Annotated in this window: 20 protein-coding genes and 1 pseudogene; 5 read left to right on the forward strand and 16 right to left on the reverse strand. The window is 53.2% G+C overall.

Annotated features, from left to right (window positions below):
- Positions 1-7: 7 nt before the first annotated feature.
- The 14 genes and pseudogenes from BS29_RS11070 to BS29_RS11135 all read right to left on the reverse strand — a co-directional run bounded on the left by BS29_RS11070 (position 8) and on the right by BS29_RS11135 (position 16,875).
- On the reverse strand, positions 8-664 hold the full coding sequence (locus tag BS29_RS11070; protein ID WP_229953713.1) for an OmpH family outer membrane protein: 657 nt from the start codon (positions 662-664) through the stop codon (positions 8-10).
- A complete protein-coding gene (gene bamA, locus BS29_RS11075) occupies positions 664-3,297 on the reverse strand; it encodes an outer membrane protein assembly factor BamA (protein WP_229953714.1) in 2,634 nt (877 codons plus the stop codon). The genes BS29_RS11070 and bamA overlap by 1 nt, the downstream gene beginning before the upstream one ends.
- Before the next feature lie 143 nt (positions 3,298-3,440).
- Positions 3,441-4,565, reverse strand: coding sequence for an RIP metalloprotease RseP (rseP, locus tag BS29_RS11080; RefSeq protein ID WP_229953715.1), 1,125 nt, complete (start codon positions 4,563-4,565; stop codon positions 3,441-3,443).
- Positions 4,562-5,734, reverse strand: a complete 1,173-nt coding sequence (locus BS29_RS11085) for a 1-deoxy-D-xylulose-5-phosphate reductoisomerase (protein WP_229953716.1) — start codon at positions 5,732-5,734, stop codon at positions 4,562-4,564. The genes rseP and BS29_RS11085 overlap by 4 nt, the downstream gene beginning before the upstream one ends.
- Positions 5,731-6,537: a phosphatidate cytidylyltransferase gene (locus BS29_RS11090; protein ID WP_229953717.1), complete on the reverse strand. Its 807-nt coding sequence runs from the start codon at positions 6,535-6,537 to the stop codon at positions 5,731-5,733. Before BS29_RS11090 ends, BS29_RS11085 begins: the two co-directional genes overlap by 4 nt.
- A gap of 3 nt (positions 6,538-6,540) precedes the next feature.
- Positions 6,541-7,299: an isoprenyl transferase gene (locus BS29_RS11095; protein WP_229953718.1), complete on the reverse strand. Its 759-nt coding sequence runs from the start codon at positions 7,297-7,299 to the stop codon at positions 6,541-6,543.
- A gap of 5 nt (positions 7,300-7,304) precedes the next feature.
- Entirely contained in the window at positions 7,305-7,862 is a 558-nt protein-coding gene (gene frr, locus BS29_RS11100; RefSeq protein ID WP_229953719.1) for a ribosome recycling factor, read from the reverse strand.
- Between the two features lie 19 nt (positions 7,863-7,881).
- Positions 7,882-8,604, reverse strand: a complete 723-nt coding sequence (gene pyrH / locus BS29_RS11105) for a UMP kinase (protein ID WP_229953720.1) — start codon at positions 8,602-8,604, stop codon at positions 7,882-7,884.
- Between the two features lie 139 nt (positions 8,605-8,743).
- Positions 8,744-9,667, reverse strand: coding sequence for a translation elongation factor Ts (tsf, locus tag BS29_RS11110; protein WP_229953721.1), 924 nt, complete (start codon positions 9,665-9,667; stop codon positions 8,744-8,746).
- 415 nt (positions 9,668-10,082) lie between these two features.
- Positions 10,083-10,829, reverse strand: a pseudogene (gene rpsB, locus BS29_RS11115) (30S ribosomal protein S2); the annotation flags it as partial.
- A 190-nt stretch (positions 10,830-11,019) separates the two neighbouring features.
- Positions 11,020-12,291 carry a serine hydrolase domain-containing protein gene (locus BS29_RS11120; RefSeq protein WP_229953722.1) on the reverse strand — a complete coding sequence of 424 codons (1,272 nt, stop codon included), beginning with the start codon at positions 12,289-12,291 and terminating at the stop codon, positions 11,020-11,022.
- 286 nt (positions 12,292-12,577) lie between these two features.
- Positions 12,578-13,756, reverse strand: coding sequence for an LL-diaminopimelate aminotransferase (locus BS29_RS11125; protein ID WP_229953723.1), 1,179 nt, complete (start codon positions 13,754-13,756; stop codon positions 12,578-12,580).
- A gap of 299 nt (positions 13,757-14,055) precedes the next feature.
- Complete coding sequence (locus BS29_RS11130) at positions 14,056-15,696, reverse strand: alkaline phosphatase D family protein (protein WP_229953724.1); 1,641 nt, start codon at positions 15,694-15,696, stop codon at positions 14,056-14,058.
- A 3-nt stretch (positions 15,697-15,699) separates the two neighbouring features.
- Positions 15,700-16,875 carry a DUF3667 domain-containing protein gene (locus BS29_RS11135; protein WP_229953725.1) on the reverse strand — a complete coding sequence of 392 codons (1,176 nt, stop codon included), beginning with the start codon at positions 16,873-16,875 and terminating at the stop codon, positions 15,700-15,702.
- A 198-nt stretch (positions 16,876-17,073) separates the two neighbouring features.
- Here BS29_RS11135 and BS29_RS11140 point away from each other — a divergent pair, with 198 nt between their 5' ends.
- The 3 genes from BS29_RS11140 (at position 17,074) to BS29_RS11150 (ending at position 19,053) form a co-directional block, all read left to right on the forward strand.
- Entirely contained in the window at positions 17,074-17,760 is a 687-nt protein-coding gene (locus BS29_RS11140; RefSeq protein WP_229953726.1) for a hypothetical protein, read from the forward strand.
- Positions 17,761-17,889: 129 nt separating this feature from the next.
- Positions 17,890-18,345 carry an ExbD/TolR family protein gene (locus BS29_RS11145; RefSeq protein WP_229953727.1) on the forward strand — a complete coding sequence of 152 codons (456 nt, stop codon included), beginning with the start codon at positions 17,890-17,892 and terminating at the stop codon, positions 18,343-18,345.
- Positions 18,346-18,396: 51 nt separating this feature from the next.
- Positions 18,397-19,053, forward strand: a complete 657-nt coding sequence (locus BS29_RS11150; protein ID WP_229953728.1) for a DUF2461 domain-containing protein — start codon at positions 18,397-18,399, stop codon at positions 19,051-19,053.
- 78 nt (positions 19,054-19,131) lie between these two features.
- Here BS29_RS11150 and BS29_RS11155 read toward each other — a convergent pair whose 3' ends face one another.
- Positions 19,132-19,581, reverse strand: coding sequence for a DMT family transporter (locus tag BS29_RS11155; RefSeq protein ID WP_229953729.1), 450 nt, complete (start codon positions 19,579-19,581; stop codon positions 19,132-19,134).
- Between the two features lie 90 nt (positions 19,582-19,671).
- Between BS29_RS11155 and BS29_RS11160 the strand changes: the two genes are divergently transcribed.
- Positions 19,672-20,148 (forward strand): GNAT family N-acetyltransferase, encoded by a 477-nt coding sequence (locus BS29_RS11160; RefSeq protein ID WP_229953730.1) that lies wholly within the window; start codon positions 19,672-19,674, stop codon positions 20,146-20,148.
- Positions 20,149-20,250: 102 nt separating this feature from the next.
- Here BS29_RS11160 and BS29_RS11165 read toward each other — a convergent pair whose 3' ends face one another.
- The gene (locus BS29_RS11165; RefSeq protein ID WP_229953731.1) at positions 20,251-20,652 is read right to left on the reverse strand and encodes a GFA family protein; all 402 of its coding nucleotides are present in this window, start codon (positions 20,650-20,652) and stop codon (positions 20,251-20,253) included.
- Positions 20,653-20,806: 154 nt separating this feature from the next.
- Between BS29_RS11165 and BS29_RS11170 the strand changes: the two genes are divergently transcribed.
- The gene (locus BS29_RS11170) at positions 20,807-21,601 is read left to right on the forward strand and encodes a hypothetical protein (RefSeq protein WP_229953732.1); all 795 of its coding nucleotides are present in this window, start codon (positions 20,807-20,809) and stop codon (positions 21,599-21,601) included.
- Positions 21,602-22,148: the final 547 nt, after the last annotated feature.

The raw sequence follows: 22,148 nt of genomic DNA on the forward strand, positions 1-22,148 counted from the left end.
CGTTCTATTACCGACCGGAAGGCTGTTGCTGCGTAGCCGCTGGTTGCTGAGCGTTTTGCTGTGCCTGTCCGGGTTTCCAGCCGGCTGGCGGCGTAATCGAAGCCGATGGAACCAGCTTGTTAAGCTCGGCCACGATAGAATCGGTCATATCGACATAAGGTTCACGCGCAACCACAGCCTGAGGCTGCAGAACGAGATCAACATTTTTGGCTTTCATCGCCGCTTTGATCGCGTCGTTCAGTTTCAAACCAACTTGCTCTTCAACATAAGCGGTCGCCATTGTAACACGCTGTTGCAGACGGGCCAGTTCCTGTTGGCCAGACTGACGCTTCTGCTGCAAGGCCTGTGCCTGTGGCTGCACCGTTTGCGCGTTCGCATTAGGCTGTTGAACAGCGGCATTATAAGCGTCGACGAGAGGCTTTAGCTCGGCCTGCAGAGCCGTTGCACGCGCATTGGTCGCATCGATATCCGCCTTATAGGTTGTTTTCATCTGTTCCACAGCAGTGCGATAGGCCTGAGAGCGCACAACCGCTGCTTCATAATTGGCAACCGCGATGCTGGTTCTGGATTGCGCCGCAGCCGGTGTTGCCATCATTGCCGGCACCGACAAGGTCGCAAGGCCCAAAGCGGCCGATTTCAAAAGTGTCTTGGTTGAAAAAGTCATTAGAATTGTGTTCCTACATTGAAAGTGAAGAGTTTAGTATCATCTCCGGGCTCTTTTAACAAAGCGCGAGCGACATCGATCCTGAACGGACCAAATGGAGAGTTCCAGTTGACGCCGATGCCAACGGAAACACGGGGCTTGGCGCTATCGCCGAAAAATTGTTCGGTGAAGCTGTTGCCAAGAACCAGATCGGGTTCATTGGGAACGCCATTAGCATCTACGGCATCAGCCGTTGTTGTTATGTTGCCATCGGCTCCAACCGTCAAAAACTGCGGAACGCCCTCGACAACAGCCTGAACCCGGTTGTCAACCAATAGTGGCTGGGTGACGTTAAACACAGCGCCAGCATCAACAAAAATAGATGGTCGCAACCCCAGTTCACGCGCGCCACTGCCTAGCGGTATCTCCAATTCGGCCCGCCCCAAATAATAAGCTCTACCACCGATAGCATCATCGGTAACACTGCTGCGATCTTCCCGGAAATCAATAATGGAATTGACTGCACGACCATCAACAATCTCTTCCCTGAAGCGAGATCTTATTATCCGTGGACCAACACCGCGAATGTCGAAACCACGAATTTGTGGTTCACCAAGGAAAAAGCGATCCGTCAACCGTACATCATCGATCCCGTCTGCCGCGCTTCCGCGATTTTCGAGAGGATGAATATATCCACCCTCGGCACTAACCGAGAAAATAAAATTGCCCAATACCCTCCAATATTTAGCGGCATTCAGACGACCTCGGAGATATTTTACACTACCACCGAGACCCGCAAAGTCCAGACTACCAACAATGGTCTGCCCCCTGGTTGGGCGCACTCGATTATCACGGTCATCATAAATAAGTGACGCACCGATAGAAGAAGTCGTTCGCTTGCCGATCGCGTCACACAGAAAACGCCCTGCTCTCAAAGGATCGCAAGAGAGAACGCCGTTGGCGTCGGGAGAAAAAAACAAATCTTCGTCAAGCGTCACATCGTCGTAACTCAACCCATAGCGCAGGGAGGCCGACAAATATTCTGTAATCGGCACGCCAGCGCGGATCTGAAAACCAGTGGTGAGCTGTTCAAAGGTCGTTTCGCGGTCACCGCCCACAAAGTTAAAACTGTTCAAATCACGGCGGAACACGTCGACACCGACCGCAATGTTTCGGTCAAAAAGGTACGGCTCAGTAAAACCAAATTCTATAGATTGCGAGAAACTCGAATAGCTTACGCTGGCACGTAGTTCCTGACCCTTACCGCGGAAGTTGCGTTGCCGGACAGAGGCCTGCAGAATGAAATTCTCAACACTGGAGAAGCCGGCAGATAGCTGTAACTCACCCGTTGCGCGCTCTTCGACATTGGCTTCAAGAATGATCCGGTCCGGTGCGCTGCCTTGTTTCTGTTCGATTTCCAGCTCATCCTGGAAAAAGCCCAGCGATTTAATCCGGTTGGCAGAGCGCTTGACCTGGAAACTGTTGAACGCATCACCTTCGTTCAAACGAAATTCACGGCGAACAACTTTGTCGACTGTCAGCGTATTGCCGTTAATGTCAATCCGTTCAACATAGACACGGTCACTTTCCGCCACCTGGAAATTAATCCCCATGGTCAGTGTTTCTTTGTCACGGGTAAATTGCGGCCGCACATCTGCAAAAGCATAGCCGAACAGACCAGCGGTTTCAGACAGGCTTTCCACCGTATCCTCAACCTGTTTCGCGTCGTAAAAGTCGCCTTCTTTCATCGGTAACAGCGGCGTCAGGGTTTCAGCCGTGAAGTCACGAATCTCACTTTCAACGGTCACTTCACCAAATTTGTAACGCTCGCCCTCTTCAACAACATAGGTGATGATGAAGTCTTTTTTGTCCGGCGTCAGCTCTGCAACAGCCGAGATAACCCGGAAGTCGGCATAGCCTTCGGTCAGATAGAATTGGCGCAGTTTCTGTTGGTCAAAAGCCAGACGATCCGGATCATAAGTGTCGCTTGAACTGAAGAAGCGATAAAAACGAGATTGCTTCGTCGCCATTTCACCGCGCAGCTTACCATCGGAAAACACTTCGTTGCCGATTATGTTGATTTGCTGAACCTTTGATTTCGGTCCTTCATTGACCTCAAAAACAATATCCACGCGATTCTGATCAAGCTGAACCATTTTGGGTTCCACGCTGGCAGCGAAACGACCTTTGCGCTTGTACAGCTCAATGATACGCGCGACGTCAGCACGTACTTTGGATCGCGTGAAAATCTGACGCGGAGCCAACCGGATTTCTGGTCGGATGGCATCTTCCTTGATCCGCTTGTTGCCTTCCAGCAATATCCGGTTGATGACGGGGTTTTCAACAACATCAATAACGACCGCACCGCCATTGTTGCGGATACTGACGTCCTTGAACAATTCCGTTTCAAAAAGGTCTTTCAGGGCCTGGTCAGCCGCTTCCTGCGTATAAGTCTGCCCAACGCGCAGCTGCATGTAAGACAGGACCGTGTCCGACTCCAGACGCTGCGAGCCGTTCACCACGATCGATCTGATCGTATTATCCACCGCTGTGGCAGGTTCAGCTGCCGGAGGCAGCGTCGTAGGGACCGGAGCCACTGGCGTGTCCTGCGCATGCGCTGGCATCGCGGTGCCTGCCAGGATTGTACCACTCATCAATATGGGCAGGAGCCGTTTTTTATGCTTCACAGACAAACTCGCTTTCACGCCTTAAACTCAAAAAATACTAACCAGTGCAAAATATGCATCAGCATTTGCGAAACCCCCTGCCCCAACCAGACTTATCAATCAATGGGCAATCAGCCCGAAAACACTCTGAAAAGTCCGAAAGAGGCTAAATCATTAAATGTTACCACCAACATGAACATCACCACCAATGCAAATCCCGATTGAAATGCCCATTGTTGCACCATAGGGCTGGCCGGCTTTCGCCTTACCGCTTCTATGGCGTAGAACATCAAATGTCCCCCATCGAGCATGGGGATTGGCAGGAGGTTGATGAACCCTAAGTTAATTGAGATTAACGCTACAAAGAATATGAACTGGTTTAACCCAGCCACAAATTGCTCGCCGGAAACCTGTGCGATTTTCAGCGGTCCACCCAGTTCCGTCACTGATCGCCGTCCGCTGATAACTTGTCCCAATGTGGTGACGATCAGGTCGACAATCTCGGCTGTCTGCCGCGTCGCCACAACCGGTGCTTCCCAAAGCGACACGTCGCGCCGTTCGATACTGCCCGGTGAGATACCCAACAGGCCAATCCGATATTGATTGCCGAACCGATCTTCCTCAATCCGGACACCAATCGTCGCCTCTTTCGAGATAACCTCTCCATCGCGTTCGAATTTAATCTCAACTTTCTCATCGGGAATGATCGATATTTCACGCGAAAGATCAGAAAAACGGACGATGCTGTCGCCATCAATTTCCAGAATTTGGTCGCCACTTTTCAATCCGATGGTCGCGGCAGTCGATTTTTCTGCAACATTTCCGACAATTGGGGGCGTAACACTCTCGCCATAGGTTAATGCAAAACCGGCGAGTATCAGTATCGCGAACAAGAAATTGATCGCGGGTCCGGCAAAAACAATCGCCGCGCGTTTGAGCAGCGATTTGGACTGAAATGTCTGATTGCGCTCCTCTGCCGGTAATTTCAGCCATTCATCGCTTGCCGAGCTGGACGGGTCCATATCGCCTGCAAACTGGACATAGCCACCCAATGGCAATGCACCGATTTTCCAGCGTGTCCCGCGCTTGTCATGCCAGCCGACAAGTTCCTTGCCGAAACCAATTGAGAACACATCCGCTTTGACGCCGCACCAACGGCCAACCAGATAATGCCCCATTTCATGAATGAAAACGAGCACTCCGATAGTGATCAGAAAAGCGAATAAGGTTATCAATATACCGGGATTTTCGGTCAAACTTTAACATCCTCAATCATTGCCACAGCCCGATCACGCGTTTCTTTGTCTATTGCAAAAATATCCGCAAGATCATTCGGTTCGCCCGGGCTATAGCTGTCAACTATGCGCGATACAATCTCAGTGATTTCCAGAAACTGAACACTGCCTTTGAGGAAGGCCGCCACGGCTATCTCATTGGCTGCATTCAATATAGCCGGAACAGCGCCCCCCGCCTCTATGGCTTCGCGCGCCAGTTTGATGGCGGGAAAGCGATCCACGTCAGGCGCTTCAAAATCCAGCCTGCCAATTTTCGCCAAATCGAGCGGTGTGCAATCGGTATCCATGCGCTCGGGCCAGGCCAAGGCGCTGGCAATAGGAATGCGCATATCCGGAGATCCCAATTGCGCCAGTGTCGAACAATCATGATATTCGACCATGGAATGGATCACCGATTGAGGGTGCACCAATATGTCAATCTTATCGAGCCCGACCGGAAAAAGATGATGCGCCTCGATCAATTCCAGGCCCTTGTTCATCATCGTGGCACTATCGACGGAGATCTTCGCGCCCATATCCCAGTTGGGATGTGCCACAGCCTGTTCCGGAGTGACGGAAGCCATTTGCTCCTTCGACCATGAGCGAAAGGGACCACCGCTAGCCGTCAGGGTAATTTTGCGTACCTGATCAATCCTGCCGCCCTGCAGACATTGGAAGATCGCGTTATGCTCCGAATCCACCGGCAGCAAGGTCGCACCAGCCTCTTTAGCCTGTGCCATCATCAACGCGCCTGCTGAAACCAAAGCCTCTTTATTCGCAAGCGCAACCGTTTTCCCGCCTTTCAGGGCGGCCAGTGTCGGGGGCAAGCCCGCACAACCAACGATAGCCGCCATGGTCCAGTCCACATCCAATGCAGCGGCTGCAACCAGCTGGTCTGGCCCGGCTGCAGCTTGGATATTCGATCCGGCCAGCAATGCCTTCAGTACATCATATTGCTCTGGATCAGAGATTACCGCAATATCGGCGTCAAATTCCATTGCCAAGTCGGCCAACGCAGCGGCATTGCTATGCGCAGTCAAGGCAACAACATGATATTTATCGCGGTCCAAGCGGATCAGATCGAGCGTGGATGTCCCAACCGATCCGGTCGCGCCGAATATCGAAACCGTTCTCGTCGCTACGTCTCTCATAAGCTGTCAAACAATATGATAATTGCAACCACAGGTGCTACCGGAATCAGTCCATCGAGCCGATCCATCACACCGCCATGCCCCGGGAATACTGTCCCGCTATCCTTGACCCCTGCGCTGCGCTTCATCTGGCTTTCAAAAAGATCGCCCATCTGCGCTAATACCGCCAGCGGCAGGCTAAGCAGGACCAGTCGGAACGGTAGCTGAAAATAAACGTGCAATGCAAAGCTGAACAAGCCGGTGACAATCACGCCGCCAATAAGTCCAGCCCAGGTTTTGTTGGGACTGAATGTCGGTGCCAGTTTCGGCCCGCCTATGGCTCGTCCAGAGAAATAGGCACCGATATCTGTCGCCCAAACCAGCGCGAGCGTCCAGAATACAATCAGCAAGCCATTATCCACCCCGCGCAGGTAGAGAATGGATAGCGCCGGTAAACCGGCATATAATATGCCCAGCGCAAGCTTGTAAGAACGATCGAAGACAGCAATGAACATCGCCGCGCCAAATATTAATCCAAGCGCCAGAAACGAGGGGCCCGCCGCCATGTAAGACATGATCGCGAGCGGCACGGACAGCGCATATTGGGCCAGCCGCTTATTTTCCAACCGTCCTGTAAGACCAGCCCATTCCGACAAAATGCCAAGCGCCATGAGAACAATGAGCAACCAGAACGCATGCCGGCCGATATAATGATCGCCCATCACCAAAGTGGCGATAGTCGTCGCAACCAAAGCCACACCTACGATGATCCGCGTCACCAGTTCATTGGGTGGTTTTTTGGCTGGACTTGCTGGGTCGTTCATAGCTCAGCGGCCACCGAAACGGCGATCCCGATCGCCAAAGGACTTTAACGCACGCTGCAATTCCCGCTTGTCGAAATCGGGCCACAAGGTATCGGTGAAATAAAGCTCGGAATAAGCCGATTGCCAAAGCAGGAAGTTGGACAGACGAAGCTCTCCCGATGTCCGAATGAGCAGATCAAGCGGTGGCATCCCCGCCGTATCCAGCGCATCAGAGATATGATCCGCTCCAATCTCCTGAGGATCCATGCTGCCCTGATTGACGGATTCTGCAATGCTCTTTACCGCCCGCACCATTTCATCTTGCGCACCATAGTTCAGCGCAATGGCCAAAGTCATGCGGTCGTTATTCGCCGTCCGCTCGAGCGCATTGTCGATCAGGTCAACAATGTCATCATCGAGCGCCTTGTAATTACCGATCACCTTCAAACGGATGCCATTCTCGTCAAATTCATCAATATCCGATTGAATATATTGACGGAGTAGCCCCATCAAATCAGTGATTTCATCCTCTGGCCGGCTCCAGTTTTCTGAGGAAAACGCATAAAGCGTCATCGCCTCGATGCCCATTTCACCGGCAACGCGCACTATATCGCGGACCGCCTCCACACCTTTTTTGTGACCAAGGGCGCGCGGTAAATGCTTCTTTTTTGCCCAGCGACCATTGCCATCCATGATGATCGCAATATGGCGTGCACCATGGGTCGGATCAGCGATCTGGCCCGCATCTGATTTTGGATCTGTCGATCCCTTTTTTGTGGGCATCAGCCTCACTGTGTCAGAATTTCCTGTTCCTTCGCCGACGCCAACTTATCGGCTTCCGCAATCATATCATCGGTGAGCTTTTGCACTTCTGTTTCCAGGCGTTTTTTATCGTCCTCGCCAATTTCTTTCTTATTCTCGTCCGCCTTGATATCGTCCATTCCGTCGCGGCGCACGTTTCGTATCGCAATACGGGATTTCTCGGCAAACTGGCCGGTCATCTTGGCAAGTTCCTTGCGGCGCTCTTCGGTCAGGTCCGGAATTGGCAACCGGATGTTAGGACCGTCCACCATTGGGTTCAGCCCCAGACCAGCAGACCGTACCGCTTTTTCAACCGGCTGAATATTCCCCTTGTCCCAAACTTGAATGGACAGCATGCGAGGTTCCGGCACCGATACGGTCGCCACCTGGTTAAGCGGCATTTTTGCGCCATAGACTTCGACCGTGATGCTATCCAGCAATGCGGTGTTAGCACGGCCTGTCCGCAGACCACTCAAGTCGTGCTTCAACGCTTCGATCGACGCTTTCATGCGCTTTTCAAGATCGCTTTTGTTATATTCTGCCATGGCTAGTTTCTCCTAAAATCTATTCTGTTGCGCCGACGATGGTCGCGGTTCCGCCACCGCCCAGGACAGTCGCCAGATTGCCTTGCTCGCGGATCGTGAAGACCACGATCGGTATATTATTCTCTCGGCACAGGGCCACTGCACTGGCATCCATAACTTTCAAATTATCGGTTAATACCTGATCAAAACTCAGCGCATCGTAGCGCACCGCATCGGGATTGGTTTTCGGGTCAGCGTCATATACGCCGTCCACGCTGGTGCCCTTGAACAAGGCTTCACAGCCCATTTCCGCAGCGCGCAGCGCCGCAGCGGTATCAGTAGTAAAATAGGGATTACCGGTGCCGGCTGCAAATATTACAATGCGGCCCTTTTCAAGATGGCGAACCGCTTTACGGCGGATATAGGGCTCACAAACACTGGCCATCGGAATGGCCGACAAGACCCGCGTGTCACAGCCCATTTGTTCCAGCGCATTTTGCACCGCAAGCGCGTTCATCACGGTTGCCAGCATGCCCATATAGTCGGCGCTCGTCCGGTCGAAGCCCTTGGCCGCTGCCGCCAGTCCGCGGAATATGTTACCGCCACCAACGACGAGACACAGTTCATAACCAGCTTCTTTCGCCGACTTCACTTCAGCCGCAATCCGATTCACGGTTTCCGGATCGATTCCGAACTCCCCCGAACCCATCAAAGCTTCACCCGAAAGCTTCAGCAAAATGCGCTTAAACGCTGGTCTTTTCATGCAAAATCCATCCCGCAAACTGTGACGCCATGGCGTCTGATCCGCCCCAAATATGACAATGGCGCAGACCATAGATAGTCCGCGCCATTGCGCCAAGTGTTAATGCGTCCAACTGATATTTGGTCGCAAATCTGTATGTTTAGCTGCCGAGTGTTGCAGCGACTTCTGCTGCGAAGTCTTCCTCTTTCTTCTCGATACCTTCGCCAAGCTGAAAGCGGACATATTCGGTCAGCTTGATTTCAGCACCAGCATCCTTGCCTGCTTGCTCGACAACCTGAGCGATTGGCGTCTTGTTATCCATGACGAAAATCTGGCTGAGCAGCGCGTTTTCCTTGGCAAATTTTGCCATCGCGCCGTCGACCATTTTTTCGACGATGTTCGCTGGCTTGCCGGATTCAGCGGCTTTTTCTGCGGCAATAGCGCGCTCACGTTCCAGCATGTCCTGGTCCAGGCCATCAGCATTCAATGCCAATGGGAAGGCCGCAGCAATATGCATGGCGATCTGTTTGCCCAATGGCTCCAAAACGTCTGCGCCCGCGGTGCTTTCCAGAGCAACCAGCACACCGATTTTGCCCATTGTTGGTGTCACGGCATTGTGAACGTAAGGCACAACGGTACCGCTGCTCACCGCAACAGTTTTCATTCGGCGGATCGTTTGATTTTCGCCGATGGTTGCGATGTTGTTGGTCAGCGTGTCCTGAACCGTACCGCCAGCAGGATAGTCAGCCGCTGCCAGAGCTTCGACATCATCGCTGCCCAAGCCCAATGCAACTTCGGTTACGCCGGTTACAAAGGATTGGAATTGTTCGTTCTTGGCAACAAAGTCGGTTTCACTGTTCACTTCAACAGCAACGCCTTTGGTGCCGGATACGGTCACGCCAACAAGTCCTTCAGCCGCGGTACGGCTGGATTTCTTCTGCGCGGCAGCCAAGCCTTTCGTGCGCAGCAAATCAACCGCTGCTTCCACGTCGCCATTGGTTTCGTTCAATGCTTTTTTGCAATCCATCATGCCAGCGCCTGTGCGCTCGCGCAGTTCTTTCACTGCTGCTGCTGTAATAGCCATTTCTTAATTCCTCAATTTCATGTGTGAGAATGTAATGCTTTTAATAAAATGAAGGGGCAGCACCGATGCCGCCCCGCCATTTTCCTATGCGGTCAATATATGACCGCACCAAGACGCTTCAAGCTTAGGCCTTTTCGTCGGCTTTCTTGTCGTCGTCCTTTTTGGCGGCAGCCTTCTTAGCCGGTGCCTTTTTAGCAGCAGCCTTCTTAGCTGGCGCTTTTTTGGCAGCTGGTTTTTTGGCTGGCGCTTTTTTCTCTTCTGCAGCGGGTTTTTCTTCTGCCGCTTTTTCTTCTGCCGCTTTTTCTGCTACTGGCGCTTCCGCTTCAGCAGGTGCTTCTTCCGCTGGAGCTGCTTCGATCTCTGCTACTGCAGCTGCTTCACCAGCAGCCATTGCACTGGCATTGGCTTCGCTCGAAACAATTGCTTCAACTGGCGGCGCTATTTCTGCACCCAAATCCTTACCCGATGCGACAGCCGCTTCCTGACCGCCTTTGGTAGCAGCTGCAGCCACTGATTCGCAGTATAGACGAATAGCGCGAGCCGCGTCGTCATTGGCTGGAACTGGGAATGCTATGTTGCTGGGGTCAACGTTGGAATCGAGGATCGCAACAACTGGAATACCAAGAACATTGGCTTCCTTAATCGCAAGCTCTTCCTTGTTGGCGTCGATCACGAACATCACGTCGGGAATACCGCCCATGTCGCGGATACCGCCCAAAGACAGCTCCAGCTTATCGCGCTCACGCGTCATCTGCAGCGCTTCTTTCTTGGTGAAGCCAGCCATGTCACCGGACAGCTGCTCTTCGAGCGTCTTCATCCGGCGGATCGAGTTGGAAATGGTTTTCCAGTTGGTCAGCATGCCGCCGAGCCAACGATGGTTGACGAAATGCTGTCCGCTCATCCGCGCTGCTTCTGCGATAGGCTCTTGCGCCTGACGCTTGGTACCAACGAAAAGGACCTTGCCGCCGGAAGACACTGCATTGGCAATGAAATCAAGCGCGCGAGCAAACAAAGGAACACTCTGCGAAAGGTCAAGAATGTGGACGCCGTTACGGGCACCGAAGATATATGGTTTCATCTTCGGGTTCCAGCGGTGGGTCTGGTGGCCGAAATGTGCTCCGGCTTCAATCAATTGCTGTAGGGTGACGACAGGGGCCGCCATAATATTTCTCCTTATCCGGTTATGCCTCTGGAAAGCTGAGAACCTCAAACGACCTGAAAGGCCGGTATCAGCACCGGTATGAGCGCTTTCCATGTGGAATGTGCGTGCCGTTAGAGCGATGCGCCGCGAAATGCAAGGGTAAAGTGGCGGTGGTCGCAAAAACGTGCGTACGACCCACGCTATCTTCGACTCAGGACGTAATCCCAATATAGTTTTTGTCCATCAGTGATGTAACGACATCTTTGATAAACGCATTGCCATTCGGCCCATTGGTCATGACCACAATCCCTTTTTGTGTCACCGGGTCTCCCAAAGCGACCGAAATATGGGAACGGCCATTTTTCCCCCAATGATAATAAGCAACACCGTTTTGGCGCTTTTCAAGTCCCCACCCAAAAGTGCGCGGCAATCGGCCTCCTTCAATGTCCTGTTCGAATTGCGGTGTGAGCATCGCTTGCCGTTTTTGTTCGGTGAGCTCCCAATCCGCACGGTCGCGGCCAGGCATCATGAGGCATAGAAAGCGCGCATAGTCGCCAGCCGTGCATCTAAGGCTCGATGCGCTATCGATAATGAAGGCACCGGGCCGACCCCACCGCCATGCGGGACGATCCTTAAGCCGAGCGTGTTCATGAGGGCGCATTTCAGCGACGGCCTTTTCATGGTCTTCAGCCGTCCACATGCGCATGGGTCGGCCCCACCGCTTTGCAACCTCCACCAAACGGGGTCCTTGCTCGCGAATAAATTGCAGGTTGTCGACAACAAGCGCATCCTGATCGTTTACAATATGTCCATAGACTTCTCGACTATCGCGCTCAGGTTCCCAAAGCATGCGCATATCTTCCAGCCCGGCCGGAACGAATAACCGTTCGCGTATCATCGCATCCAGGCCAAGCCCGGTGATCTTTTCCATCACACGCTGGAGCCAATGATAGGCTTCACCCGAATAGGTCGAACCCGTTCCCGGTTCAAAAGCCGGTACCAAGGGTTCCGGCCCATCCTTGTCATCACGCCAGTTCGGCAATCCCGTCGTGTGTTGCAGAACATCACGGACAGTGATCTGCTCTGACCAATGATGCGGCTTCAGATCGGTCGGGCGTACAAATTTTGTCAGGCGGTCATCTAGACCAATTTCCTCTCGATCGATGGCCTGCATGACCACATAAGCAAAGAGAGGCTTCGAAAGCGATGCCGCTTGAAACAGGGTTTGCGTTGAAACCGGATCACCGGTTTCGCTATTTTTAACGCCGAAACCGCGCTCCCAAGCCAGTTTTCCTTCCTCAACAAAGGCCAGGCCAGCGCCGGGTATGCGATGTTCAGCCATCTTTGCTTCGATAAAATTCACCTGACCTTCAGTTGGTGTCCGGCTTTCAGAATAGCGTGTCACACAAGCGGGCAAAACGGGCAGTACCGCTGCGGCCATACCAAATTTGCACAATTGGCGTCGGCCCATAACAATGGTCATCAGAATATATTTCCTGTTTATTGAACGTTGGGGGAATTAATCTGGGGCTGCATCATATCCACATCCCCAAACAGGCTGCGTAAGACTTACTAAACTCTTCGAAGCGTTTTTTAGCTTTTTTCGCCAATATAATTGCGAAATACGCAGATTTTTACATTCCAGTGATGAAATACGCAGCTCATCACATATTCTTCGGGTTGTCGGTGGCTTCCAGAACATGAGTCGGGTTCAGTACTCCGTCATAGCCGCGGAGCGCGAAAAACTCAGATATCAAAAGACGCTGCTTTTAGCCTTTGCTGAGAAACTTCTTCATGTTCCGCGCCGCTTGGCGGATGCGTTGCTCATTTTCGACGAGCGCGAGGCGAACATAGCCCTCACCTTCATCACCAAAGCCTGTACCTGGCGCAACGGCAACGCCGGCCTCGGCAATCAAGCGCTTGGCAAATTCCATGGAGCCGAGTTCACGAAATTGTTCGGGAACCGGTGCCCAGGCGAACATGCTCGCCTCTGGCGGCGGAATGTCCCAGCCAGCGCGGCCAAAGCTTTCAACCATGACATCGCGGCGCTTTTTATAGAGTGCGCGGTTTTCATCGATAATATCCTGCGGACCGTTCAGCGCAGCAGTTGCAGCCACCTGTATCGGCGTGAAAGCACCATAGTCGAGATAGGATTTCACTCGTGTCAGCGCGCCGATCAGCTTTTGATTGCCGACGGCAAATCCCATGCGCCAGCCGGGCATGGAGTAAGTTTTCGACATGCTGGTAAATTCAACCACGCAATCCTTCGCGCCCTTGACTTGCAACATCGATGGCGTTGGCACATCGCCATAATAGATCTCGGCATAGGCAAGATCGCTGATCACCCAAAGCTTATGTTCGCGCGCGAAATCAACGACTTTTTGGTAAAAATCGAGATCGGCGACATAGGCTGTGGGATTGGAGGGATAACCCATGACCAGCACCGATGGCTTCGGCACGCTGTAGCTCATCGCATATTCAAGCCGTGTGAAGAAATCCGGCCCTGGTGCGGCGGGAATCGAGCGGATGGCTGCTCCTGCTATAATGAATCCAAAAGTATGGATCGGGTAGGACGGATTGGGCGCCAGCACGACGTCGCCTGGAGCGGTGATTGCCTGTGCCAGATTCGCAAGACCTTCTTTGGACCCCAAAGTCACGATCACTTCGCTTTCGGGATCGAGGTCAACATCGAAACGGCGCTTATAATATTTGGATTGCGCGAGGCGCAGCCCTTTTATCCCTTTGGACGCACTATAGCGGTGCGCGGTCGGATCATTCGCTGTTTCACACAGCTTGTCGATGACATGCTGCGCCGGAGCACCATCGGGATTACCCATGCCAAGGTCGATAATATCCTCTCCGCGGGCGCGCGCTTCGGCCTTCATCGCGTTCACTTCAGCGAACACATAAGGCGGCAGGCGTTTGATGCGGTAGAATTCTTCTGACATGGTTTCTTTCATTCCGGTGTTTCGTTTTACGGAACCGCTGCTTTGCGCAACTTTGATAGGAATGTCGAGAGGTTCAGGACAAAAATCGGTCGGTGCGATGATACGTCCATTGCACAAGTTCGATGCGTTGCCCCCACACCCAAACCGTGCCCCCGCGCAGGCGGGGGCCTATCTCCGGCACGATCGACCTGATGCTGCGGAAATGGTTATCACTATATCTCGCCGGCTTACTCCCTTTTTCCCATTATCTGTGGATTTGGGTTCAGGAGATAGGCCCCCGCCTGCGCGGGGGTACGGTGCTAAACCGCCATCAGGCTGCGCTGCCCGTGCATCACACTGCGGCTTTCGCTGCCCTTCATCGCTGTCGATTTTGCGCGGATCGTATCCAGGAAATGCCAGGTGGAAGTCGCTTTGTCCGGCGTCAATGAAACCGTCATGTAACCGCGATTGGATGTATCACACCATTGCAGCTGGCTATTGGTTTCCCGAACAGCGCGCGCAGCCGTAACAGGATCGGCACCCGACAAATAGGATTCCAGACCCGGAGAGGTCACACTATGCCCGCCAAATTCGACGCCGGCAGCGCCGCCACTGGTCTCCAGATTAAACGCCCAGCCATTATGGCTGTCACCTGACAACACGATCAGGTCGGCGTCCGCCTCTTGCGCTCCCATCAATGCCCGTTCCCGCGCTTTGGGATAGCCGTCCCAGCTGTCGAGATTGATCGGCAGGCCGACTTTGGACGCCAGTGCGCCAACCGCGACCCGCGCCTTGGCAAAGGCGGGCGCATCGTCGGCCAACCAGTTCACCGCCTCTTGCGGCAGACGCAATTCGCCCATCACACATTGCTGCCCCCAGACTTGCCATTTCGTTCCGGATACCCGCGATTTGCGCATTGCTTCGGCCAGCCAGGCTTCTTGAACGGCACCAAGCATCTGGCGTTCAGGATCCTGCCATGTGCTGTCGCGAAATGTCTCAAGAGCCGTCTGAATATCTTCCTGCCCCTGCAGAGCCGCGGCCAAATCCGCTGGCTCGCTACGCCCACCGATACGGCTTTCAGTCAGAATAAGGGTCGCAAGATCGCCAATCTGATATTCGCTCCAGCGTCCCAAGTTCAGGTCGAGATCCCGCACCGGCATCCATTCCCGATAGACCTGCTCGGCAACGCGCTTGCGCACTTCCCAGTCACCTTCGGTTTTCGGCTGATGATTTTGTGCACCGCTCATATGGGCGTCATTGGTGAATTCATGGTCATCCCACATCGCGACCATGGGGTAAAGTTGGTGAACACGCTGCAAGTCCGGATCACTGCGATAGGCGGCATAGCGCAGACGATAATCGGCCAGTTCGACAATCTCATGCCCCGGATCAATCATCCGGCCGGCCAGCATTTGTTTTTCGGAAGGATAGGTGCCGACAGGATATTCATACAGATAATCACCCGTATGCATCACCATGTCGAGATCGCTGCGCTGAGCCGCATGGGCATAAGCATTGAAATAGCCAAATGGCAGATTGGAACATCCAAACACACCAAGGTTGAATTTTTGCGTCGGCCCTTGCGGCAGAGTGCGCGTGCGGCCGATCATCGACTTGGACCCGTCAGGCGCAACAAAGCGATAGAAATACCATTGGCCGGGCGTCAGGTCCGGAACGATAAATTTCGCAATATGATCCCGGCTTGCCAACGCCGTCACTTCGCCGACCATCTTGGCGCCGGAGAAATCAACATTTTGCGCCATTTCAACGGTCAGCTTGCTCTCACCCCCGCCAACAAATCGGGTCCACAGCAACACCGAATTTTGCGATGGTTCACCGCTCGCCACACCATGGGTAAATCCACGTGCTTTAGCCATTGTGGCATAGGCGGGTGCAGACATTGCGCCGAGGCCGAATGTGCCCAGAGCCATTAACTGGCGGCGATCAATTTTCATGGTCATAATTTATCCCAAAATTCCAACTGCAAACAATATGGTAAAAAACAATGTCATGCTGATGACAGTGAAGACGAGCAAGGCAGAAAGTCTCAACAGCGCCTCAATACGTGAAAGCTTATAGGCATGGCGCAGCTGCCGGTACATGTGAAAAGGCGGATAGAAGACGAGCAACATCCCCCAGATGCCTTGTGAAACGCCGAGCATTGCCAATATCGCGCAGGTGATGAAAAGCAGTGACATGAAGCTGATCGAATAGGTTGTGAAAACGGCATGATCATAAAAATGATAACCGCGACGACCAATTAGGGTGAGCCAAACAAATGGCAGCGAAATCGGGATCAGCAACCAGGCAAATTTATAGCCATTGGCCTTGAGCTTGTAGAGCAACAGTTCCGGATTTTCGCTCACCCTTTTGAACGCGTCTTTGATCATCTTATCCGCTTCCTTCGAACCGGTCGACACGCTGCTGTCATCGTTCAGTACATTGCCGTCTTGGATATCCTCTAAGCCAGTTTGCAATTGGTCAATCTCTTCTTTGGAGAAATTGCCAAGCTGGATATCACCATCGCCTAACTTGACTTCCGGATAAGGCATGTCTTCGCCCGATACCGTCGCAATAAAATTGCGACCCTTTTTCATATCCAGAATTTCTTGATCAAGCTTGATTTTATCTTCGCCGGTTGCCTGGGGCAGCTGTGCCATCTTAGCCTTGATTTGACCGTCCAGCTGACGCGCCTGTATCACGACGGCACTGTTGCCATCCTGGTCAATTGACCCATCGACGTTGGTCGAGAAGGGGTCACCGAGGAAGGAAAAAACCGCAAACATCATGAACACGGAAAATAGAAACAGCGCCATGGGCGAGATAAACCGGGCGCGCTGGCCATGAATATAACGCCGTGTCAGGTCCCCCGGTTTCCAGGCCAAAAGCGGCAATGTCCGCCAGAATTTCCCTTCAAAGTGAAGGACGCCGTGCAATATATCATGCCAAAAGGCACCGATCGAACGGTGGATATGCAATGGCTGTCCGCAATTGTTGCAATAGTTGCCCGTAACCGGCGCGCCGCAATTGAGACAATCACCAGAATGTGTCCCAGTCGCATCGCCGCCTTCGCTCTCGACTGCTTTTGCAATCAAGGCACCCTCAATGGCCGTTCCAGCAGCTTCAAATTCCCCCGACATGTCTTGTAGCTTTCGCCAATTTGATAAATAAGGCAAGGAACTTTTTTGAAACGTGAGCCCATATATTTGGCAAGAAATCCATCCCGTCACCTGTTCTGGCAAAACGATGAATGGATTGCGGTTTTGGCCTAAGCAGGTCGTCTTGTTTTTGTTGATCTGCCAATTCCCTCTCGCAAATTCAGAAACGGAATTAATCCTATGAAATCCTCACCCCGCTTCCCGTCGCTCCATATTGCACTCCTGTCATCTTGTCTGCTCATCACGCCCCCTGCCCTGGCGCAAACACCGCTCAAACGTGCACTTGCGGCGCCAAAAAGCGGACCGGCCTATTCCTATGATATCAGCTATGTCACGCGTGAGATGAACGCTGCTGGCCGGATCAATCCCAGCCGCCCTGCTGGCCAGCGGGTGAAAGTCTCCCGGCCAGCCAAGTCGACCTGGACCGATGAATTCAAGAAAGCGATCAAGGAAATTGAAAATGGTCGCTACAAAGGCTTTTGGTGCAGCGAGATGGCCAAAAGCATACCCGCAAGCGCGCGCTTGATTAGCCAAACCGCCACCACCGCGACCTATGCTTTCAGACCATTGCCGGACCCGGACGAAAAGGGCAGCAAGAAATTCGTGAAACATCTCAACGGGCGCGTCACCGTGGATAAAAAATCGCCCGCCATATTGACCTACAGTCTGACTGCTCCGAAATCATTCAAGCCGTCAATTGTCGCGCGGATCAATAAATTTGACCTCCAAACCAGTTGCGCACGGGCACCAGATGGCAGGACTTACGTCAAAAGCTCCAAGATCACGGTTGCGGGCTCCGCTCTTGGCAAAAGTTTCAACGAAAAGACAACGCGAACGCATAGCGGCCTGCGCCAGGTGTCGCGATAATCCAAATCTGATCTGAGCGTAGATGTTCGGCTGCGCACCGGTCAGATTTGCACAATCCTGCAAAATGTGCATAATGTTATAACATTACAAATATTTAACTGGAGTATTAATCAAAACGGGAGAGAGAAAATGACAGCCTATCGACCTAAGTTTCGTCAACATGGTATCCGCCCTTCGCATAGCGAACCCATGGCGCAGCTGAATATAACACCGCTTATTGATATGCTTCTGGTCCTGTTGGTCATGCTGATGCTCTCTATCCCGATTGCAACCCACAAGGTCGAGGTCGCCCTGCCGCCACCAATTCCGGGCACAGGTGAGCCGCCTGAGATTAATCTGTTGCGGATAAACGGCGCGGGACTGACGCTTTGGAATGGCGAAGCGGTCAACGAGACACAGTTGAAAGCGCGGCTTACCGCCATGCTCAAGGATCCAAATCGGCCGCAACTCCATATGCAAACCGATGCCAACGCCCGCTATGAGATATTTGACCATACGATCGCGACCGTGAAACGGTCCGGGGTTCAGGAAGTTGGATTTGTCGGCAATCGGCAATTCGCCAATTGGGATCGCCCGTCAAATTGACACCCTATCTCCGGGCTGACAAAATTGCGTCTGATTAGAGGAGATGCAAATATGATTGGCCCGGAACTTTTCGATTTTCTGCGCGCGTTGAAACAGAATAATGACCGCGACTGGTTCAAGGCGCAAAAAGCACGCTATCAGTCCGACGTGGTTGATCCGGTGACCGAATTCATCACCCATATGGCGCCGCGGGTCGCTGCTATCAGTCCCCATATAATAGTCGACCCCCTCCCCAATGGCGGCAGCCGTTTCCGTATCTATCGCGACACGCGCTTTTCGAAAGACAAGAGCCCGTATAAAACTCATGTCGGATGCCAGTTTCGCCATGCCGCTGGCAAGGATGCCCACGCGCCCGGATTTTATGTCCATCTCGGACCAGGCGAAGTTTTCTTCGGCGGCGGTGTGTGGGGACCACAGGGCGAAGCGCTCCGCAATATCCGTCAGCGTATCGTCGACAAACCCGCCCGCTGGGAAGAAGCGGTGGAGGGTCTTGATCTGCGCGGCGACCAGTTGGTGCGCGCACCCAAGGGTTTCGATGCCGACCACCCCCTGATCAACGACCTGCGCCGCAAGAGCTTTTTCAGCATGCAAGATGCCGATGAAAAGCTCGCAACATCGGCGAGGTTTGAAGATGCCGTAGAGGCACAGTTTGAAAAGGTCGCACCGCTTATGGGATTTGTTGCTGATGCCCTGGGCTTAGAGTTTTAGCGCCCGGAGCGCGATTCTGATGCGGTAATTTCCATAATCAATTCTGAAAGATCAGGCCTGACCCGCGCGATAGAACAATCAGGATGTTGTGGTAAGGCGCAAGCCAACGGCACCAATCATCACCATTGCAATGCATGCATATTGGATTGCCCCCAGCTTCTCATCAAACGCGAATATTCCGATCAAAGTTGCTGCGACGATCCCAACCCCGGCCCAAATGGCGTAAACCACACCTACCGGCAAAACCTTTAACGCCGGAGCCAAAACCCAAAAGCAGGCAGTATAGCAAATGATCGAAACTACACCCCAATGCCATTTTTCAAACCCTTCGGAGAGCTTGAGCAGGAACGTACCCATCACCTCCAGAAAAATGGCAAGCCCGATCAATATCCATGCATTCATTTTGGCTTGCTCCTTTTCATTAACCTCGATCGGAAGGTTTTGCGGATGATCATCTGGTTTGCAACTTCCGTTTTCGGGATCGACATGTCTCGTTGGCGGTGCCGGTTGGTGGTCTGACGCACGCATCGGAAATTACCATATCTATCAGTGATCATTGCACCTTGTTCGAATTGAAAGTAGTCAGCCGTTCGAATTTTTTGGATGATCGGCGATTTGATGAACGAAAAAGTGCAACTAAGGCAGGCCACGAGCGCGGACTATGATACGCTTGGCGACGTGATGTACGAAGCGGTTCGCAAGGGCCGCAGCCACTATAGCGAAACGCAGCGCGAAGCCTGGGTTCCGGAGCCTAGAACGGGCAAAGACTGGTTTGAACGATTGGACAAACAGGCCATTGTCGTGGCTGAATCGAGCGACCAAATAGTCGGCTTTATGAGCCTTGCGGCAGATGCCTATCTGGATTTTGCATATATACGGCCATCCGCTCAAGGTTCCGGACTGTTTCGTCGAATGTACGCGGAAATTGAACAGCTTGCCGTTAAATCTTCTCAGGACCGGATATGGGTTCATGCAAGCCTTATGGCGCAACCAGCCTTTGCTTCTGTCGGCTTTTCTGTTCTCAAACGAGAAACCGTGATGATCGGAAAAGAATCTTTTGAACGCTATGAAATGGAGAAGCCGCTAACGCGTTAGCGCAATCTCTTCCGGCTCTGTGCAGCAAATAATGGACGAATGCCCCCCCGCTTCTGCTGTTGCCTCAAGCATGCCGGGGAATGGGCTGACAGCCCGGTAACACTAAACCTGAAACGCTCTTTTATGTTGCTTGCCGTTATCGGTAATTTCGTCCCAGGAGGCTTTGGACTCAACCCAGATATGATGGGCAACCTTCAGATTATCGACACGCGCGTCGAGCAATCCCACCGGGATAAACATGTTCCGTTCATCGTTGCGGCCTGGCAATGCAGAGCCGCAATTTCGACAAAACCAGCTTTGCCAATCGGCATCTGGCTTCTCCCAACACGCAATCTGTTCTTGTCCAGCGGACCATCGGAATTTTTCGTTTGGAACAATTGAAACAGCCACACCATTATTGCCAGTCCATTTCCGGCAGATAGAGCAGTGACAGATATAGACATCCTTGAGATCCATCTCGATCTCAAAAGATACCGCACCGCAATTGCAACCGCCTTTCAACATAGCTGATACTCCCTTTCGAAGGGTGCCTATAAGCGATCAGACATTATTTATCCAACGAGCAGCAGGTCCTGACTTTATCGAAACACTCCCCTTTCCTACAGCTAACCATATAGGTTATATCTGTCTGTTCCCCCCAACATAAGGAACACAAGCTATGACCGATCAGCCTTCGCGCGATGATTTCACCGACATCCCTGCCACCGATGATCTTGCCCAGCCCCGGGCGCGGCATGATGGCTGGTCGCCGGATAAGCAGGTGCAGTTTCTTGAAGCCCTGGCGCGCACGGGTAATGTAAGGGCAGCGGCGCGCTATGCCGGGCTGTCTCGGGAGAGCGCCTATAAGCTGAGGCGCAGACCGGATGCGCGGGCCTTCGCCCGGGCATGGGATGCTGCGATCATCCATGCGCGGGATATTTTTCAGGATGAGTTGATGGATAAGGGGCTTAACGGCTGGCGCGAAGCGGTCTGGCATCAGGGCGAGGAAGTGGGGACAAGGGAACGCTGGAGCGCTCCCTTGTTTCTGGCGGCGCTGGGACGGCTCGACAAGATGGCCGATGGGCTTGATCTGGCAGGCAAGCCGGCACGGGTCGCAGCCGAGAAGTTTGATGATCTGCTGGAGGGCATCGGCAACGGGGATGATTGCGTAGAGCTGGTCGAGGAGATTGACGCATCAGGCCAGACGGCGAGTGAGAAAGCCCGCACGGACAGCGACGGCCTGACCAATGCCCAGCTGATGAACGCCCTGCGCCTGCAGCACGGGCGTGAGCAGATCGAGGCGATGGCGCCGGAGGATATTGATGTGTCTGACCTTGATCTGGCCGATTGTGAAGACTGGGATGAGCTTGACTGGGAGCGGGCTGACCGCAGCGGGTTTCTGGAGCGCAGTGGTTTTTATGAGCAGGAGGACGGTGAGCAGGCCGTGGAGAAAGAGGTGGTGAGAACTGTGTGAACTTTGGGGAGGGGAATGAGGAGTCTTTATTGATGCCCTCAGGCGCCGGGCGCGGGCCTCCGCCCGCTTGGCTATCGCGCCAATAAGGCGCGGCGCGCAGTCGCGCTTGCCTCCGCTTCGCGTCGGTCCGGTGCCTAACTTGAGGTGACACACTGATCTCCTCTCCCCTTGAGGGAGAGGACAGTGGAGCTTGCGTCCCCGGGGGACGCTAGTGGAACTTGGTGAGGGGGGGGCGGCGCGGATAAAGGGATGCGATAGTCGCTGCCCGCTCTCTAAGACTTGCCCCCTCTCTAAGACTTGCTAGGCAGCAAGCTGCCAAGCCAAGTCTTTTCTCTCCCTCCAGGGGAGAGAATAAGGTATGCATCGGACTTGCAACAACCTAGAGGTGATCCGACCGAGCGCAGCGAGGCAAGCGCGAGCGCGCCGCGCCTTATTGGCGCGATAGCCAAGGGCACGGATGTGCCCGCCCGGCGCCTGAGGTCCAATAAAAACGTAACCAAATCGCCACTCACAACGAATGCACAACCATGTCTCAAAAAACATTTGA

Source organism: Parasphingorhabdus litoris DSM 22379, from assembly GCF_020906275.1.
Taxonomy (GTDB): domain Bacteria; phylum Pseudomonadota; class Alphaproteobacteria; order Sphingomonadales; family Sphingomonadaceae; genus Parasphingorhabdus; species Parasphingorhabdus litoris.